Origin of the sequence: Cellulomonas wangleii, assembly GCF_018388445.1 — a bacterium.
Lineage (GTDB): Bacteria > Actinomycetota > Actinomycetes > Actinomycetales > Cellulomonadaceae > Cellulomonas > Cellulomonas wangleii.
Genome location: NZ_CP074405.1, coordinates 766,046 through 783,788, shown reverse-complemented (window position 1 = coordinate 783,788; position 17,743 = coordinate 766,046). Strand labels below are relative to the sequence as shown.

General features: G+C 74.8%; 16 protein-coding genes. 9 read left to right on the top strand and 7 right to left on the bottom strand.

Going from position 1 to position 17,743, the window contains the following annotated elements:
- Positions 1-21 precede the first annotated feature (21 nt).
- Positions 22-3,729, bottom strand: coding sequence for an urea carboxylase (gene uca / locus KG103_RS03850; protein WP_207340539.1), 3,708 nt, complete (start codon positions 3,727-3,729; stop codon positions 22-24).
- 279 nt (positions 3,730-4,008) lie between these two features.
- On the opposite strand from uca, the gene KG103_RS03845 reads away from it, so the two are divergent.
- The gene (locus KG103_RS03845) at positions 4,009-4,467 is read left to right on the top strand and encodes a hypothetical protein (protein ID WP_207340538.1); all 459 of its coding nucleotides are present in this window, start codon (positions 4,009-4,011) and stop codon (positions 4,465-4,467) included.
- A gap of 10 nt (positions 4,468-4,477) precedes the next feature.
- Here KG103_RS03845 and KG103_RS03840 read toward each other — a convergent pair whose 3' ends face one another.
- From KG103_RS03840 to urtA, 6 genes are all read right to left on the bottom strand, one after another.
- Positions 4,478-5,200: a GntR family transcriptional regulator gene (locus KG103_RS03840; protein WP_207340537.1), complete on the bottom strand. Its 723-nt coding sequence runs from the start codon at positions 5,198-5,200 to the stop codon at positions 4,478-4,480.
- Between the two features lie 84 nt (positions 5,201-5,284).
- The gene (gene urtE / locus KG103_RS03835; protein WP_207340536.1) at positions 5,285-5,977 is read right to left on the bottom strand and encodes an urea ABC transporter ATP-binding subunit UrtE; all 693 of its coding nucleotides are present in this window, start codon (positions 5,975-5,977) and stop codon (positions 5,285-5,287) included.
- The gene (urtD, locus tag KG103_RS03830) at positions 5,977-6,876 is read right to left on the bottom strand and encodes an urea ABC transporter ATP-binding protein UrtD (protein ID WP_207340535.1); all 900 of its coding nucleotides are present in this window, start codon (positions 6,874-6,876) and stop codon (positions 5,977-5,979) included. The genes urtE and urtD overlap by 1 nt, the downstream gene beginning before the upstream one ends.
- Positions 6,873-8,075, bottom strand: coding sequence for an urea ABC transporter permease subunit UrtC (gene urtC / locus KG103_RS03825; RefSeq protein WP_207340534.1), 1,203 nt, complete (start codon positions 8,073-8,075; stop codon positions 6,873-6,875). Before urtC ends, urtD begins: the two co-directional genes overlap by 4 nt.
- Positions 8,072-8,956: an urea ABC transporter permease subunit UrtB gene (gene urtB, locus KG103_RS03820; protein WP_207340533.1), complete on the bottom strand. Its 885-nt coding sequence runs from the start codon at positions 8,954-8,956 to the stop codon at positions 8,072-8,074. Before urtB ends, urtC begins: the two co-directional genes overlap by 4 nt.
- 113 nt (positions 8,957-9,069) lie before the next feature.
- On the bottom strand, positions 9,070-10,356 hold the full coding sequence (gene urtA, locus KG103_RS03815) for an urea ABC transporter substrate-binding protein (RefSeq protein ID WP_207340532.1): 1,287 nt from the start codon (positions 10,354-10,356) through the stop codon (positions 9,070-9,072).
- 381 nt (positions 10,357-10,737) lie between these two features.
- Here urtA and KG103_RS03810 point away from each other — a divergent pair, with 381 nt between their 5' ends.
- The 8 genes from KG103_RS03810 to KG103_RS03780 all read left to right on the top strand — a co-directional run bounded on the left by KG103_RS03810 (position 10,738) and on the right by KG103_RS03780 (position 17,718).
- Complete coding sequence (locus KG103_RS03810) at positions 10,738-11,040, top strand: urease subunit gamma (RefSeq protein WP_207340531.1); 303 nt, start codon at positions 10,738-10,740, stop codon at positions 11,038-11,040.
- A gap of 34 nt (positions 11,041-11,074) precedes the next feature.
- On the top strand, positions 11,075-11,413 hold the full coding sequence (ureB, locus tag KG103_RS18770) for an urease subunit beta (protein ID WP_207378751.1): 339 nt from the start codon (positions 11,075-11,077) through the stop codon (positions 11,411-11,413).
- Positions 11,414-13,117 (top strand): urease subunit alpha, encoded by a 1,704-nt coding sequence (locus KG103_RS03805; protein WP_207378752.1) that lies wholly within the window; start codon positions 11,414-11,416, stop codon positions 13,115-13,117.
- Between the two features lie 11 nt (positions 13,118-13,128).
- A complete protein-coding gene (locus KG103_RS03800) occupies positions 13,129-13,881 on the top strand; it encodes an urease accessory protein UreF (protein WP_249670768.1) in 753 nt (250 codons plus the stop codon).
- Positions 13,874-14,653 (top strand): urease accessory protein UreG, encoded by a 780-nt coding sequence (gene ureG, locus KG103_RS03795; protein WP_207340530.1) that lies wholly within the window; start codon positions 13,874-13,876, stop codon positions 14,651-14,653. Before KG103_RS03800 ends, ureG begins: the two co-directional genes overlap by 8 nt.
- Before the next feature lie 5 nt (positions 14,654-14,658).
- Complete coding sequence (locus tag KG103_RS03790; protein ID WP_207340529.1) at positions 14,659-15,465, top strand: urease accessory protein UreD; 807 nt, start codon at positions 14,659-14,661, stop codon at positions 15,463-15,465.
- Between the two features lie 103 nt (positions 15,466-15,568).
- Positions 15,569-16,369, top strand: coding sequence for an urease accessory protein UreD (locus KG103_RS03785; RefSeq protein WP_207340528.1), 801 nt, complete (start codon positions 15,569-15,571; stop codon positions 16,367-16,369).
- A gap of 116 nt (positions 16,370-16,485) precedes the next feature.
- The gene (locus tag KG103_RS03780; RefSeq protein ID WP_207340527.1) at positions 16,486-17,718 is read left to right on the top strand and encodes a pyridoxal phosphate-dependent aminotransferase; all 1,233 of its coding nucleotides are present in this window, start codon (positions 16,486-16,488) and stop codon (positions 17,716-17,718) included.
- Positions 17,719-17,743 lie beyond the last annotated feature (25 nt).

Below are 17,743 nucleotides of genomic sequence, written 5' to 3'. Positions count from 1 at the left end.
GGTTCCACGGGTGGGACGGGCTCACGGGCTCGTGGGGAAACCAGGGGTCGGCTGGAGGTCCCCCGCGGTCGGGCCCGGTCCGTCCCGGCAGGACGTCCGGACGGTGTCGTCGGGGCGCGGGCTCACCGCCAGCACGGCGAGCGGGGCGCCCGGCGCCACCTGCTGACCTGGCTCCACGAGCACCCGCACCACCCGGCCGGCGGCCGGTGCCGGCACCACGAGCTCGAGCTTCATCGCCTCGAGGGCCACGAGCGGGTCACCCTCCCGCACGTCCTGCCCCGGTGCCGCCGCCACCCGCCACACGGACCCGACCATGGGCGCCGCGACGAGCAGGTGGCCGTCGGGCAGGTCGGACGGCGAGGCAGGGGACGGGTCCGCGACCGTCGCGGGCACCGGCGCGCGGTCCGCGTCGAGCTCCCCTGCGGCCGCCCACCCGGCGCGCTCGGCGGCGAAGGCGGTGGCCCGCCGCGCCTCGACCTCGGCGATCTGCACGGCGTGCTCGTCGAGCATCCGCAGGTGGTCGCGGTACGCGAAGGTGCCCTGCTCGACGCGCACGTCCAGGCGCCCGGCCGCGAACGCGGCCCGCTGCGCGGCCAGCTCGGCGGCGTCGACGGGCTCCCAGACGACCCGGTCGAAGAACCGCAGCAGCCACGGCACGCCGGGCTCCGGGCCGCGTCCCGGGCCGTGCGTCGCCCAGACCGGCAGCGTCCGCCCCACCAGCTGGTACCCGCCGGGCGAGTCCATGCCGTACACGCACAGGTACTGCCCGCCCAGCCCCACGGTGCCGGGGGCGGTCCACGTGCGGGCGGGGTTGTACTTGGTCGTCATCAGGCGGTGCCGCGGGTCGAGGGGCACGGCCAGCGGTGCGCCCAGGTACACGTCGCCCAGGCCCAGGACCAGGTACTCGGCGGCGAGCATCGTCGCCAGGACGTCGTCCGCGTCCGCCAGGCCGTTCATGCGGCGCACGAGCTCGATGTTGGACGGCAGCCACGGCGCGTGCGCCCGCACCCCCAGGGTGTAGCGGTCGACGGCCTGCGCCACGGCGGGGTCCTCGAACGACAGCGGCAGGTGCACCCGCCGGGAGGGCACCACCATGTCGGTGGTCGGGGGCAGGGTCGCGTCCACCTCGACGAGCAGGTCGACGAGGCGCGCCGGCGGCAGCCGCTCGGGGTCGACGTGCACGTGCAGGCTCCGCACCCCGGGGGTGACGTCGACGACGCCGGGCACCGCCCGCGCCCGCAGCGCCCGGCCCAGCGCGTGCACGCGCAGGCGCAGCCCCAGGTCGAGGACCGGCGGGCCGTACTCGACGAGCACGTTGTCGTCCCCGCCGCGCAGGCACACCAGACCGGGACGCGCGACGGGGTCCGTCGGGTCCTGCGGCACGCGCGCGAGCACACCGTCGTCGCCGTCGTCCTGCCCGGCGCGCAGGTCCACGGGCACGGACGCGGCCACCCGCGCCGCGGGGGCGCGCAGCGCGGCGGGTGCCGCGGCCGTCACGGGGACCAGGCGCACGGTGTCCCCGGGGCGCAGCTGCCCGATCCGCCAGCGGTGCCCCGAGACGACCGTGACCGGGCACACGAACCCGCCGAGCGAGGGCCCGTCCGGCCCCAGCAGCACGGGGGTGTCGCCGGAGAGGTTGAGCGCCCCCACCGAGTACGGGTTGTCGTGCAGGTTCGAGGGGTGCAGACCGGCCCCGCCGCCGTCGGGCCGTGCCCAGCGCAGCCGCGGGCCGGTCAGCCGGACCCCCGCCCGGTCGGCGTGCGCCTGCACGCGCCAGGTCGCGTCGTGCAGCGTGCGGACGTCCGCGCGCATCAGGTACGTCGGCGCGGGCTGCGGGCCCTCCTGGACGGCCAGCTCCCAGGCGTGCGTGAACCGTGGCCGCAGGTCCGGCGGCACGGCGGCCGTCGGCCCCGCGGGACCGTCCGCGGGCGTCAGCACGTCCCCGGTGACCAGCGCACGCCCCGTCGTCCCGCCGAACCCCCCGGGCACGAACGTCGCCGCCGAGCCCAGGTACCGCGGGGCGTCGAGACCCCCGCGCACCAGCACGTACGTCCGCAGGCCCGGGCCGGGCGGCGTCCCGACGTCGAGCACACCGCCGGCCGGCACGGCGACCGGCTCCCACTGCGGCACGGCCGCGCCGTCCACGCTCACGGGTGCGGGCGCGCCGGTGACGCACACGACGGCCCCGTGGCTGAACCGCAGCCGCGGCCCCTGCAGCGTGCACTCCAGGCCCACGGCACCCTCCGGGTTGCCGACCGCGGCGTTGCCCAGCCGGAACGACAGGTCGTCCACCGGCCCGGACGGCGGCACCCCGACGTCCCAGTGCCCCACGCGGCCCGGCCAGTCCTGCACGGTCGTCAGCAGGCCGGGTCGTTCGACCTCGACCCACGGCTCGTCGTCGACGACCTCGGCCAGGGTCCCGGTGGTGTGCCGGGCGGCGCGGACGTCGTCGCGCCGGAGGGCCGCCCGCAGCTGCGGCAGGTTCGTGGCCACCCCGTGCACGGCGGTGCCCGCGAGCGCGGCACCGGCGGCGTCGAGCGCGGCCACCCGGTCGGCGCCGTGCACGACGACCTTGGCGAGCAGCGGGTCGTAGTGCGTCGTGACCTCCTGCCCGGCCTCCGCCCAGGTGTCGACCCGCACCCCCGCCGGGAACGTCACGGCCGTGAGCCGCCCGGCGCCGGGCCGGTGCCCGCGGCGTGGGTCCTCGGCGTAGACCCGCGCCTGCACGGCGTGCCCGCGCAGCGGCGGGCCGGTGTCGGGCAGCGCCGCGAGCTCGGCCCGCAGGTCCGCGTCGCCCCGGGCCAGGCGCAGCATCCAGCCGACGAGGTCGACACCCGTGACCTCCTCGGTGACGGTGTGCTCCACCTGGAGCCGCGCGTTCACCTCGAGGAAGGCCGCCCGGCCCCGCTCGACGTCGACGACGTACTCGACGGTGCCGGCCGACCGGTACCCGACCGACGCGGTCAGGGCGCGCGCCCACGTGGCGAGCCGCTCGCGCAGGTCGTCGGCGAGCGCCGGCGCCGGGGCCTCCTCGACCACCTTCTGGTGCCGGCGCTGCAGCGAGCAGTCGCGGTCCCCCAGGCTCACGACGCGGCCGGCGCCGTCGCCGAACACCTGCACCTCGACGTGCCGTGCCCGGCGCACCAGCCGCTCGACGAGCACGCCGCCGCGCGCCGCCGGCAGGCGGGCGAGACCGTCCCAGGCGGTCCGCACGTCCGCCGGCGTCGCGCACGCCCGCATCCCGGTGCCGCCGCCCCCGCCGACGGCCTTGACCATCACCGGGTAGCCGAGCCGCTCCGCCGCAGCCAGCGCCTCGTCGACGTCGCTCAGCAGACCGCTGCCGGGGAGCAGCGGGACCCCGGCCGCGCGCGCCGCCCGACGCGCGCGGTGCTTGTCGCCGAAGACCGCCAGGTGCTCGGGTGCCGGGCCGACGAGCACCAGCCCGGCCGCCTCGACCGCCGCGGCGAAGCCCGCGTCCTCGGACAGGAACCCGTACCCGGGGTGGACCGCCCCGGCACCGGCGGCCCTCGCCGCCGTGATGATCGCGTCGGCGTGCCGGTAGGCGTCGGCGGGGCCGAGGGGTACGGCGACGTCGGCGTGGCGCACGTGCGGCGCGGCGGCGTCGACGTCGGTGTGCACCGCCACCGTGCGCAGGCCCAGCCGGGCCGCCGTGCGCAGGACGCGCACGGCGATCTCGCCGCGGTCGGCCACGAGCAGGGTGTCGAACACGGCGTCCTTCGGGTCGGCGGCCGCGTGCACACGGGCCGTGTGTCGACGTGCCGGTGTATACGTGCCGGTATCCGGACCGTAGGAAGCCCCTGTTTCCCCGGAGGCGCACAGGTGTGAACGGGGGGTTACGCACGTGGGCGAGGGCTGCGGGACCCGACGCGGGGCGCGGAGCCGGAGGCCCGCTTCACCCGTGCGCGCAGGGTGTCGCCGGCGCACCTGCGCGCGGCCCCCGTCTACGTTGGGCGATCCCACCACCCGACCCGGAGGACCCGCACACCCATGGCACGACACCCCGTGGCCGCACTCGCCGCAGCCCTCACGCTGACCGTCGTGCTCGGCGGTTGCAGCGCCATGCGCGACCAGGCTTTCGGGCCACCGGTCGACGAGAACGGCGTCGCGATCACCCAGGTCGTCCGGGAAGCCGTGGCCGAGGTGCTGCCGGACGCCGACGAGACGCACGTCGGCGCGCACCTCGACGGGTTCGCCAACACGATGACGGTGACCGTCAGGTGGCCCGACGAGGTGCCGCTCGACGTGACCGTCGTGCGGGACGGCGCGCGCGCGATCTGCGAGAACGTCAAGGGCTACGACGTGGTGAACTTCGGGTTCTACCTGATCGGCGCCGAGCGCCGCGCCGACATCCAGGACACGTGGTCGCAGGCGTTCCCCGACCTCCCCCCGGCCCGCGACACCGCGGCGCGGATCTGGGAGGACGACTGTCCGGTGGTCCTCGCCTGACGCACCCGCCTCAGCCCGTGATGGCCATCCGCGCCATCGCGTGCGAGGCGCGCTCCATGACGACCTCCAACGACTCCCCCACGTGCTGGTGCAGTGCCGTCAGCGCCTCGCCGAGGCGCTCGGCGAGCACGAGCTCGAGGATCTCCAGGTGCTCGTCGATGGTGGCGGTGATGCGCTCGTCCTCGACGAAGTCGTGCATGCGCACCGCGCGGATCTTCTGGTTCACGGTCACGAGCGCATCGGTGAGCTGGGCGTTGCCGGACGCCTGCGACAGCGCCCGGTGGAAGCCCTCGTCGAGCACCACGAAGCTGGGGTCCGGGTCGGGGACCACGTCCCGCAGCTCCTGCCAGCGTCCGAGCTCGGCGCCCAGCAGCGCCCGGTCGTGGCGCACCTGCGGGTTCTCGATGGCCCGGGCGATGCCGCGCAGCTCCAGGGTGATCCGCAGCTCGTACAGGTCGCGCAGCGACGCGAGCGAGGGCACGACCACCGCGTACCCGAAGTCGGTGCGCTCGACGAGCCCGTCGGACAGCAGCCGTGACAGCGCCTCCCGCACCGGGGTCCGGGACACCTCGAACGCCCGGGACAGCTTGGGCTCGGTGAGCCGGTCCCGCGGGGAGACCCTGCCGTTGAGGATCTCGTCGCGCAGCCGCTGGTAGACGTGCTCGCGCAGCGAGCCGCCGGCAGGGACCACCGCGGCGGCACCCGGCGCGACCGGACCCGTGGACGTGCTCATGACTCCCACCCCCTGGCTCGTGGTCGGCGGCGGCCCCGCACGACCGTCGCCCCGCCCGGTCGACCCGGGCCGGGACCGGCGCGCTCAGAGCGCCATCGCGGCACGCACGTCGCCCTCCTGCGCCACGCCGCCGGCACCGTGCGCGGTGACCCGCCCCGACTCCAGCACGTAGTAGTGCGACGACGCGGCGAGGGCGAACCCGACGTGCTGCTCGACGAGCAGCACCGACAGACCGCCCGAGGCGAGCTGCACGATCGCGTCCTCGATCTCGGCGACGACCGACGGCTGGATCCCCTCGGTCGGCTCGTCGAGCACGATGAGCCGCGGACCGGTGATGAGCGCCCGGGCGATCGCGAGCTGCTGCCGCTGGCCACCGGACAGCAGACCGGCGCGCCGCGTCAGCAGCCCGCGCAGCGCCGGGAAGAGGTCGAGCGCCTCGTCGAGCCGCCGGGTCCCCTGCGCACCGGCGACGTCGGCGACCAGCTGCAGGTTCTCGCGCGCCGTGAGCTGCCCGAACGACTGCTGCCCCTGGGGCACGTACGCCAGGCCGGCGCGCACCCGCTGGTGCGGTCGCGTCCGCGTCACGTCCTCGCCGCCCAGCAGGACCGTGCCGGAGCGGGCGGGCAGCAGCCCGACCGCCGCCCGCAGGAGCGTCGTCTTGCCCGCGCCGTTGTGCCCCATCACGGCCACGACGGCGCCGTCCGGGACCTCGATGTCGACGCCGTGGACGACCGCCGTGCGGCCGTACCCCACGTGCAGCCCGCGCAGCTCCAGCATCACTCCACCTCCGTGCTCGCGGCGGGTGCGGCCGCCGCGGCGGCCGTCCCCCGCCCCCGGCCGTGCGTGCCCGACCCCAGGTACACCTCGACCACGCGGGGGTCGGCCTGCACCTGCGCGACCGTGCCCTCGGACAGGACCTTGCCCTGGTGCAGCACGGTGACCGAGGCGGCGAAGGCCCGCAGGAACTCCATGTCGTGCTCGACGACGACGACCGTGCGCTGCTCGCCGATGCGCTGCAGCAGCAGCCCGGTCTCCTCGCGCTCGGCCTGGCTCATGCCGGCCACCGGCTCGTCGAGCAGCAGCAGGCGGGCGTCCTGGACCAGGAGCATGCCGATCTCGAGCCACTGCTTCTGCCCGTGCGCGAGCACCCCGGCGGGCAGGTCGCGGACCTTCGTCAGGCCGACCGTCTCCAGCGCGGCCTCGACCTCCGGCGGGATGCCGCGCCGGCGGCGCAGCATCGTCAGGGGCTGGCGGCCCGCGCCCGCGGCGATGTCGAGGTTCTGCAGCACCGTGAGCTCGTCGAAGACGCTCGCGGTCTGGAAGGTGCGCCCCACACCGGCGCGCACGATCCGGTGCGACGGCTTGCCCAGCAGGTCGACGCGGCCGAACTGCACGGACCCGGTGGCGGGTGCGAGCCCGGTGATCGCGTCGACGATCGTCGTCTTGCCGGCGCCGTTGGGGCCGATGAGGAACCGCAGGTCGCCGCGGGTGACCGTGAGGTCCACGCCGTCGACGGCCACGAACCCGTCGAACACCACGCGCAGGTCGCGGATCTCCAGGTAGTCGTGCCGGAACCGCTCGCCCGGCGCCGCGAGGACCTGCTCGAGGGCCTCGGGGTCCAGTCCGCCGACGTCCTCGGGGACGACCGGGTCGACGCTCTCGGGGTGCGGGCTCATGCGTTCCTCCCTGCGGTGGGCGCGGCGTCGGCCGGTGTCGCGTCGGCGCCGTCGTCCCCGGTCGTGCGGTCCGGCGCGGCGTCGGTCGGTCCGGGGTGCGTCGGCGGCTCGCCGGGCGCCGCGTCACCGACGGCCCGGCGCCGGCGCCACAGCCCGCCCAGGGACGCGAAGCCCTGCGGCAGGAACGCGACGACGAGGATGAACAGCGCCCCCTGGAAGTAGGTCCAGAAGGACGGGAACTGCTCGGACAGCCCGGTCTCGGCCCAGGACACCGCGACCGCGCCGAGCACCGGGCCCAGCAGCGTCGCCCGGCCGCCGATCGCGACGCCGACGAGGAACCCGATGGACGGGATCACGCCCACGTCGGCCGGCGAGATGATGCCCACGACCGGCGCGAACAGCGCCCCGCCGATGCCGGCGAAGCACGCGGCGATCGCGTAGGCGACGACCTTGACGTTCGCGGGGTCGTAGCCGAGGAACCGGACCCGGTTCTCCTGGTCGCGCACCGCGACCAGCAGCTCGCCGTAGCGGGACACCATGAGCAGCCGCACGACGACGACCATGGCGATGAGCACGCCCGCGGCGATGAAGTACAGCATCCGCTTGTTGATCGGGTCGGCCAGGTCGTAGCCGAAGAACGACCGGAAGCCGTTGAGCCCGTTGGTCCCACCGGTGACCTTCTGCTGGCCGACCAGCAGGATCGCGAACGCCGCCGCGAGCGCCTGGGACAGGATCGCGAAGTACGCGCCGCGCACCCGCCGGCGGAAGACCGCCAGACCGAGCAGCGTGGCGACCGCGGCGGGCAGCAGCAGGATCGCCAGGACGGTGACCAGCGGGCTGCGGAACGGCTCCCACCAGCCGGGCACGACCCCGTCGCCGTACAGGAGCATGAAGTCCGGGACCCCGCCCGGGCCGGCGTCCGACAGCTTCATGTGCATCGCCATGAGGTAGCCGCCGATGCCGAAGAACACGCCCTGACCGAGCACGAGCATGCCGCCGCGCCCCCACGCCAGGCCGATGCCGACCGCGACCATCGCCAGGCACAGGAACTTGGCGAGCAGGTTGAGGCGGAAGTCCGACAGCACCGCGGGGGCCAGGCCGAACAGGACGACCGCGGCGACGGCGACGCCGATCCACACGCGCAGGGCGGGCCGGCGCCACAGGGCGGCCGGGGAGGTCGTGGACCGCGGGGCGCTCACGCCAGGCTCCTCGTCCGGACCGAGACCAGGCCCTGCGGCCGGACCTGCAGGAACGCGACGATGACGACGAACAGCAGCACCTTGGCCAGGCTCGCGGTCGTGGAGTACTCGAAGGTCGCCTGCAGGATGCCCAGCGAGAACGCCGCGATGACGGCCCCCTTGAGCTGCCCGATGCCGCCGACGACGACCACGAGGAACGCGTCGACGATGTAGTTGGTGCCCAGCGTCGGGCCGATCGACCCGAGCAGGGTCAGCGCGACGCCCGCGACCCCGGCGACCCCGGAGCCGACGAAGAAGGTGAGCCGGTCGGTGGCGCGCGTCGAGACGCCGGACGTCTCGGCCAGGTCGCGGTTCTGGACCGTCGCGCGGATCCGCCGGCCGAGCGACGTCATCTTGAGCACCAGCGAGAGGGCGATGACGCAGGCGATCGCCAGCGCGAGGATGAACAGCCGGGTCTTCGGCAGGTTCATGCCGAGGAACGGCACCGCGCCGGACAGCCACGCCGGGGCACGCACGTCGACGTTCGGGGCGCCGAAGACATCACGCGCGAGCTGCTGCAGCACCAGCGCGACACCGAACGTGACCAGGAGCGTGTCCAGTGGTCGGCGGTACATCCGGGAGATCAGCGTGACCTCCAGCAGCAGGCCGAGCAGGCCGCCGACGACGAAGCCGACGGGCAGGGCCACCAGCAGCGACACCCCCGCGTCGGGGATGAACGCCTGCAGGACGAACGCCGTGTACGCGCCGGCCATCATGAACTCGCCGTGCGCCATGTTGATGACGCCCATCTGACCGAACGTCAGGGCCAGGCCGAGCGCCGCGAGCAGCAGCACCGAGCCGAGGCTCAGGCCCGCGAAGAGCTGGGAGAACAGGGCGTCCATGCGGCGCCGCCTTCCGTGGGGTGGTTCGACGTCCCCCGCGGGTGGCCCGGTCGGCCGTGGGCCCGGACCGGGCCACCCGCGTCAGGGATGCGTCCTGGCGTGCAGGACGAGGGTCAGGACAGGCCCTCGGCCCAGTCGTAGCCCTCGAGGAACGGGTCCGGCTCGATCGGGCCGTCGGACTCCCACACGGGGTAGATCAGGCCGTCGGCGTCGATCTTGCCGATGTACGCCGTCTTGGCGATGTGGTGGTTGTCGCCGTTCACGGTGACGGTGCCCTCGGGGGCGTCGAACGTCACGCCGTCGGCCGCCTCCTGGATGTCCGCGACCTCGAAGGACTCGGCCTTCTCGACCATGCCCTTCCACAGGTACAGCGACGTGTACGCGGCCTCCATCGGGTCGGACGTCGGACGGTCCTCGCCGTACTTCTCCTTGAACGCGGCGACGAAGGTCTCGTTCGTGGGCGACTCGACCGTCTGGTAGTAGTTCCAGGCCGTGAGCTGTCCGACGATGTTGTCGACGCCGATGCCGCCGACCTCCTCCTCGGCGATCGACACCGAGACGACCGGGACGGCGTCCGCGGTCAGGCCGACGTTCTTGTACTCCTTGAAGAACGCGACGTTGGAGTCACCGTTGAGGGTGTTGAACACCGCGTCCGCGCCGGACGCCTTCAGCTTGTTGACGATCGTCGCGAAGTCGGTGTGCCCGAGCGGCGCGTACTCCTCGCCGACGATCTCGATGCCGTTGGCCTCGGCGTAGGCGTTGATGATCTTGTTCGCCGTGCGGGGGAAGACGTAGTCCGACCCGACGAGGAAGACCTTCTTCTTGCCCTGCTCGGCCAGGTAGTCCATGCCGGGGATGATCTGCTGGTTCGTCGTCGCGCCGGTGTAGAAGATGTTCGGCGACGCCTCGAGGCCCTCGTACTGGACCGGGTAGAACAGCAGCGAGTTCTTCGACTCGAAGACCGGCAGCATCGCCTTGCGCGACGACGACGTCCAGCCGCCGAAGACCGCGGCGACGCAGTCGGACGAGATGAGCTTCTCGGCCTTCTCGGCGAAGACGGTGGGCTCGGACGCGCCGTCCTCGGCGACGATCTCGAGCTGCTTGCCGAGCACGCCGCCGGCCTCGTTGATCTCCTCCGCGGCGAGGTCGAGGGAGTCGCGGACCGTCTGCTCGGAGATGGCCATGGTGCCGGACAGCGAGTTGAGGAACCCGATCTTCACGGTGTCGCCGGACGTGTCGACGCACGACGCGCCACCGGAGGCCGACGCCGTGCCGGTCGCACCCTCGGCGGTGCGGGCGCCGCCGCAGGCCGAGAGGGTCAGGGCGGCCGCGAGCGCGGCCGCCGAGACGACGAGCGCGCGCTTCCGGGCCGTCCGCGGGGGGAGGGGGTGAGTGGTCAACGGGGTGCCTTTCGATCAGGACGAGCTGACGGACGATGCCGGGCCCGGGCGCCGACCCGCCGCGCGCCACCGCGCTGTGTCCCGCGGCGTATACAGGCCGGTGCCCATGGCCGAGGACGCTAGAGAGGCCGTGTTTCTCGGATCGGGCCCGGGGCGTAAACAGTTGGTTTCGCGCTGCTGAGGGCGCGGTCAACCGTTCGTCGGCCGGTCGAGGAGGCTGCCCGTCGGTCGGGTCGACGCGGCCAGGACCGGGGAGGCCGGTCCCGCGCCCGAGCCCGCCGGCGCCGAGGACGCACCCTCGGCGACCGGTCCTGTAAACATCGCGTTTCATGCGTATACCGGGGCGCATACAGGCCGGTGCACCGCCCTAGGGTGCTCGCCATGAGGCTCACCCCCGCCGACTCCGAGAAGCTGCTGCTGGCCGTCGCCGGCATGGTCGCGCGCGACCGGCTGGCGCGTGGCGTCCTGCTGAACCACCCCGAGGCGGTCGCGCTGCTGAGCACGTGGGTGATCGAGCGGGCGCGCGACGGCGTCGGCGTCCCGCAGCTGATGGCGGACGGCCGGTCGGTGCTGAGCCGCGACCAGGTGATGCCCGGGGTCCCGGAGATGCTGCGCGACGTCCAGGTCGAGGCGACCTTCCCCGACGGTCGCAAGCTCGTCACGCTGCACGACCCCATCGCCTGACCCTCACCTGCCCGCACCACACGACGGAGGACCCATGTCAGGCACGTCCGCCGACGGCCCCGGCGCCGTCCGCACGCGCGAGGGCACGGTCGTGCTCAACGGCGACCGCACCCCCGCCGAGCGGCTCACGCTCGTCGTCGAGAACACCGGCGACCGTCCCGTGCAGATCGGGTCGCACCTGCACCTGCCGGACGCCAACGCGGCGCTCGCGTTCGACCGTGCCGCCGCCCACGGTTTCCGGCTTGACGTCCCGTCGGGGACGTCGCAACGGTTCGAGCCGGGCGCGTCGCGGAGCGTCGACGCCGTGGCGATCCGCGGGGCGCGGCGCGTGCCCGGCCTGCAGCGCGGCAAGACCGACGGGGGTGCGCTGTAGATGGTCGCCATCTCGCGCGCCCGCTACGCGGCGCTGTACGGCCCGACGACCGGTGACCAGGTGCGCCTGGGCGACACCGACCTGTGGATCGAGGTCGAGGACGACCTGACGGTCGGCGGCGAGGAGGCCGTGTTCGGCGGCGGCAAGTCGATCCGCGAGTCCATGGCGCAGGGCTCGACGACCCGCGCCGAGGGCGCGCCGGACACGGTGATCACCAACGCGCTCGTCCTGGACTGGTGGGGCGTGGTCAAGGCCGACGTCGGCATCCGCGACGGGCGCATCGTGGCGCTGGGCCGGGCGGGCAACCCGGACGTCGCCGACGGTGTGCACCCGGACCTGCGCATCGGCCCGTCCACCGACGTCATCAGCGGTGAGGGACGCATCCTCACCGCCGGGGGCATCGACGTGCACGTGCACTTCCTGTCCCCGTCGCAGGTGCACGAGGCCCTGGCGACGGGTCTGACGACGCTCGCGGGTGGCGGCACCGGGCCGTCGGAGGGGTCGAAGGCCACCACCGTCACCCCCGGCGCGTGGCACCTGCGGGCACTGCACCGCGCGCTCGACACCGTGCCGGTCAACCTGCTGCTGCTGGGCAAGGGCAACACCGTCAGCGCGGACGGCCTGGCCGAGCAGGCCCTGGCGGGCGCCGGCGGGTACAAGGTGCACGAGGACTGGGGCTCGACGCCCGCCGCGATCGACGCCGCGCTGCGCGCCGCCGACGACTGGGGCCTGCAGGTCGCGCTGCACTCGGACTCGCTCAACGAGGCGGGGTTCGTCGAGTCGACGATCGGCGCGATCGCGGGCCGGTCGATCCACGCGTTCCACGCGGAGGGCGCCGGCGGCGGGCACGCGCCGGACATCCTCACGGTCGCGTCCCTGCCGCACGTCATCCCCGGGTCGACCAACCCGACGCTCCCCCACACCGTCAACACCGTGGCCGAGCACCTCGACATGCTGATGGTCTGCCACCACCTCAACCCGTCGGTGCCCGAGGACCTCGCGTTCGCCGAGTCCCGCATCCGCGCCACGACGATCGCCGCCGAGGACGTCCTGCACGACATGGGCGCGCTGTCGATCACGTCGTCGGACGCGCAGGCGATGGGCCGCATCGGCGAGGTCATCACCCGCACGTGGCAGGTCGCGCACGTCATGAAGCACCGGCGCGGCCCGCTGTCCGCCGCGCTGCCCGCGGACAACGAGCGCGCCCGCCGCTACGTCGCGAAGTACACGATCAACCCGGCCGTCGCGCACGGCATCGACCACGTGGTCGGGTCCGTCGAGGTCGGCAAGCTGGCGGACCTCGTGCTGTGGGACCCGCGGTTCTTCGGTGTCCGGCCCGACGTCGTCGTCAAGGGCGGGTCGATCGCGTGGGCCGCCCTGGGCGACCCCAACGCGTCCATCCCGACGCCGCAGCCGGTGCTCATGCGCCCGTCCTTCGCGGACGCGACGGGGGCGGACGTGTCGGTGTCGTTCGTTGCGCCGGCCGCGCTCGACGACGGGCTGGCGGGCCGTCTGGGCCTGCGCCGCCGTCTCGAGGCGATCCGCCCGACGCGCGACGTCGGCAAGGCGCAGATGGTCAACAACGACGCGTTGCCCCGCATCGAGGTCGACCCGGAGACGTTCACCATCCGCATCGACGGCGACGTCGTCGAGCCGGCGCCCGCCGACGTCCTGCCCCTCGCCCAGCTCTACTCGATGTTCTGAGCGACCCCGACGTGAGCACACCCCCGCACGCACCCGCACGCCCCGCGCGGGACGTCGATCCGGCCACGGGCCCGGCGGCGCTCCTGGTGCTCGCGATGCTCGCGGACGCCCGCCTGCCGACGGGCGCCCACGCCCACTCGGCGGGCCTCGAACCCGCCGTCCAGGCCGGCCTCCTGACGACGCCCCGGGGAGGCTCCGGCCCCGAGGACCTCACCCGCGTCCCGGCGCTGGCGCGGACCCGCCTGCTGACCGTGACCGCGACCGAGGCGGGGGCCGCGGTCGTCGCGCGGCACGTGTGGCTCGACCGTGGTGACCTGGGTCCGGTCGAGGACGCGTGGGCCGCGCGCACACCCAGCCCGGCGGTGCGGGACGCCGCCCGGCGGCTCGGCCGCGGGTACCTGCGGCTCGCGCTCGCGCTGTGGCCGGACGCCCTGGCCGGCGCGTTCGCACCGCGCGCGGCTCCCCCGCGCCCGCTCGTCGCCGGCGCGATCGGCGCCGTGACCGGCCTCGACGCGCTGCAGGTGGCGCTGCTCGTCGGGTACGACGACGTGCAGACCATCGCGTCGGCCGCGCTCAAGCTCGCCCCGCTGGACCCCGCGACGACGACCCGGTGGGTGCTCGACCTGCACCCCGACGTCGCGGCCATGGCCCAGGGCGTCGCCCACCTGACCGACCCGGACGACATCCCGTCGGCCGGGGCACCGATGACCGACGCGTGGGCGCAGGCCCACGCCCGCACCACCCGGAGGCTGTTCCATGGCTGAGCCCGTCACCCCCACCACCCCGGCCCGCGCGTTCCGGCTGGGCGTCGCGGGGCCCGTCGGCACCGGCAAGACGTCGCTCATCGCGCTGCTGTGCCGCGAGCTCGCCGACGAGATCGAGATGGGCGTGGTGACCAACGACATCTACACCGACGAGGACGCGCAGATCCTGCGCGCGGCGGGCGTGCTGGAGATCGACCGGATCCGCGCCGTCGAGACCGGGGCCTGCCCGCACACCGCGATCCGCGACGACGTCACCCCCAACCTCATCGCGGTCGAGGACCTCGAGCACGACCACGGCCCGCTCGACCTCGTCCTGGTCGAGTCCGGCGGCGACAACCTCACCGCGACGTTCTCCCCCGCGCTGGTCGACGCGCAGATCTTCGTGCTCGACGTGGCCGGCGGCGGCGACGTCGCCCGCAAGGGCGGCCCCGGCATCGCACGCGCCGACCTGCTGGTGGTCAACAAGACGGACCTCGCCCCGTACGTCGAGGTCGACGTCGAGCGGATGCTGCGCGACGCGTCGGCGGCGCGCGACGGCGGGCCCGTGATCGGGCTGTCCCGCCACGACGCGACCTCCGTGGGGGCGCTCACCGACTGGGTGCGCCACATGACGGCGGCCGTCCGCGAGGGCCGGCACACCCCCGTCGACCCCGGCCCGATGGCCCCGCACAGCCACGCGGACGAGGACGGCCACGTCACCGTCCACAGCCACGAGCACGAGCACGACCACGGCCACGCGCACCCGCTCGGCGACGAGCAGCCGGTCCGCTGACCGGCGTGGGCACGGGTGCGCGGGGCGCCGGCGGCCGCACGGGCGGCACCCGGGTCGCCGCCGCGCGCACGGTCGACGGTCGGGTGCGCGTCGACACCGCGGGCGGGCTGCTCGCCTGCCGGCGGCTGCCCGACGAGGACGGCACGGTCCGCGTCGCCCTGGTCGCGACCGAGGCGCTGCTGCTGGCCGGTGACGACGTGCGGATCACGGTCGACGTGGGGGCGGACGTGGCCCTCGAGGTCGTCGAGGTCACCGGCACCGTCGCCTACGACATGCAGGGCGGGTCGGCGGCGTGGGCGGTGGACGTGCGGGTCGGCGCCGGGGGCCGGCTGGTGTGGGACGCCCTGCCGTTCGTCGTCGCGACGGGCGCCCGGGTGCACCGGACGGCGACGCTCGACCTGGCCGAGGGGGCGTGCGCGGTGCTCCGCGAGACGTTCGTGCTGGGCCGCACCCACGAGGCCGGCGGGCACCTGACGACCATGACGCGGGCGCACCTGGCGGACCGGCCGCTGCTGGTCGAGACGCTGGTGGTGGACCCGGCCGCGTGGGCCGACCCGGCGGTGATGGGCGGCAACCGGTGCCTCGACACGGTGACGGTGCTGGGCGCCCGGCTGGACGGCGACGACCTGCCCGTAGCCGACGACCCCGGCCGCGACGTCCTGCAGCTCGGCCGCCCGGGCACCCTGGTGCGTTCCGTCGGCACCGACGCCCACGCGGGTGACCTCGCCGACGTGGTGACCCACGCCCGCCGGGCGTGCGGCCTGCGCACCGGCGCCCTCCCTGCGATGGCGGGCCACCGCGGACCTCGGTGACGATGGCGCGAGCCCGACGCCCGCGGAGGCGTCGGCACCGGCACCCGGGGGTGGACGTCCTGCAGGCCCTGACACGCGCGCACGCCCGCCCGCGGAGCCCGCGGTGACGCGCACCCGGGTCGTCGTCACGGCCGACGGCGACGTCGAGGTGGGTGGCGACGTCGCCCGCGCGCGCCGGCTCGCCGACGAGCACGGCCGGGTGCGCGTGGCGCTCCTCGGCCCCACCGGGCCGCTCGACGCCCGGGACGACGTCCGCATCGAGGTCGACGTCGCGCCCGGCAGGTCCCTCGAGCTCGTCGAGCTCACGGGCGCGGCGGCGCACGACATGGCCGGCGGCCGGGCCACGTGGCTGGTCGACGTGCGCCTCGGCGCCGACGCGGTCCTGCTGTGGCCGAGCCTGCCGTTCCTCGTCGCCGACGGTGCCGACGTCCTGCGGCTCACGCACGTGGACCTGGCGCCCGGCGCCCGGGTGGTGCTGCGCGAGACCCTCGTGCTCGGCCGGCCCGGGGAGCGGGCGGGCCGGGTGCGCAGCACCGTGCGGGCACGGCTGGCGGAGCAGCCGCTCCTGGCGGAGACGGTCGTGCTGGAGCCGGCGCCGGCGCTGGACCCCCTGCTCGCGGACGGCGGACGCCGTCTGGACACCCTGCTGCTGCTGGGCGCCCGGCTCGACCTGCCGGGCGCGCTGCAGCTGGAGGGTGAGGGCACGATGCTCCGCGCGGTGGGACCGCCGTCGTCCGACGCGCGCCTGGCGGGCGCGCTGACGGCGGCCGTGGGCGTCGCCTCGTCGGTGCCCGGCCATGGGTCGTGGGCCGGGACCCGGCAGGTCCGCCCGCGACCCGCGACGCCGGGACGCACCCGGCCGTCGGAGCCGGACCGGCACGAGGTGGCGCACCGCCGCGGGTGAACGGCCCGCGCGGGTGAACGGCCCGCGCGGCCCACGGCCGGCGGCCGGCACGACCAGGCCACCTCCCCCCAGGTGGCCGCTCCGGTCACCCAGCGGCCGGGGTTACGCTGCAGGGCATGACGCTGCGCCCCCTCGACCAGTCCGCCAAGCTCAAGGGTGTCCTCTACGAGATCCGCGGCAAGGCACTGGACGAGGCAGCACGCATGGAGGCCGAGGGCCGCCGCGTCCTCAAGCTCAACACCGGCAACCCCGCGGCGTTCGGGTTCGACGCGCCGCACCAGATCGTCGCCGACGTCATCGCGGCCGTGCCGTACGCGCACGGGTACACCGAGTCCCGCGGCATCCTGCCGGCGCGTCGCGCGATCGTGACGCGCTACGAGACCGTCGAGGACTTCCCGACGTTCGACGTCGACGACGTGTACCTCGGCAACGGCGTCTCCGAGCTCATCACCATGACGCTGCAGGCGCTGCTCGACGAGGGCGACGAGGTGCTCATCCCGTCCCCCGACTACCCGCTGTGGACGGCGATGACGAGCCTGTCCGACGGTCAGCCGGTGCACTACCGCTGCGACGAGTCCAACGGCTGGGAGCCGGACGTCGAGCACATCCGCGAGCAGATCACGCCGCGGACCAAGGCGATCGTCGTCATCAACCCAAACAACCCGACGGGTGCCGTGTACCGGCGCGAGGTGCTGGAGCAGATCGCGGACATCGCCCGCGAGCACAGCCTGCTGGTCCTCGCCGACGAGATCTACGACCGGATCCTCTACGACGGTGCGCAGCACATCCCCATGGCGAGCGTCGCCCCGGACCTGCTGTGCCTGACGTTCAACGGGCTGTCGAAGACGTACCGGGTCGCGGGCTACCGCGCCGGCTGGGTCGTCGTCACCGGGCCGCAGGCGCACGCCCGGGGGTTCCTCGAGGGCATGACGCTGCTCGCGTCGACCCGGCTCTGCCCCAACGTGCCCGCGCAGCACGCGATCCAGGCGGCGCTCGGCGGCGTGCAGTCCATCGACGCGCTCATCGCGCCCGGCGGACGCCTGCACGAGCAGCGGCAGGTCGCGTGGGAAGGGCTCAACGCCATCCCCGGCGTCTCGTGCACCAAGCCCGACGGCGCCCTGTACCTGTTCCCGCGCCTCGACCCCGAGGTGTTCGGGATCGTCGACGACGCCCAGCTGGTCTACGACCTGCTGGTCAGCGAGCAGATCCTGCTGGTGCAGGGCACCGGGTTCAACTGGCCCACCCCCGACCACCTGCGCATCGTCACGCTCCCGGAGGCGCGGGTGCTGGCCGAGGCGGTCGAGCGCATGGGCAACTTCCTGTCGTCCTACCGGCAGACGCCGCGCTGAGACCGCCCCCGGCGTCGCCGCGGCG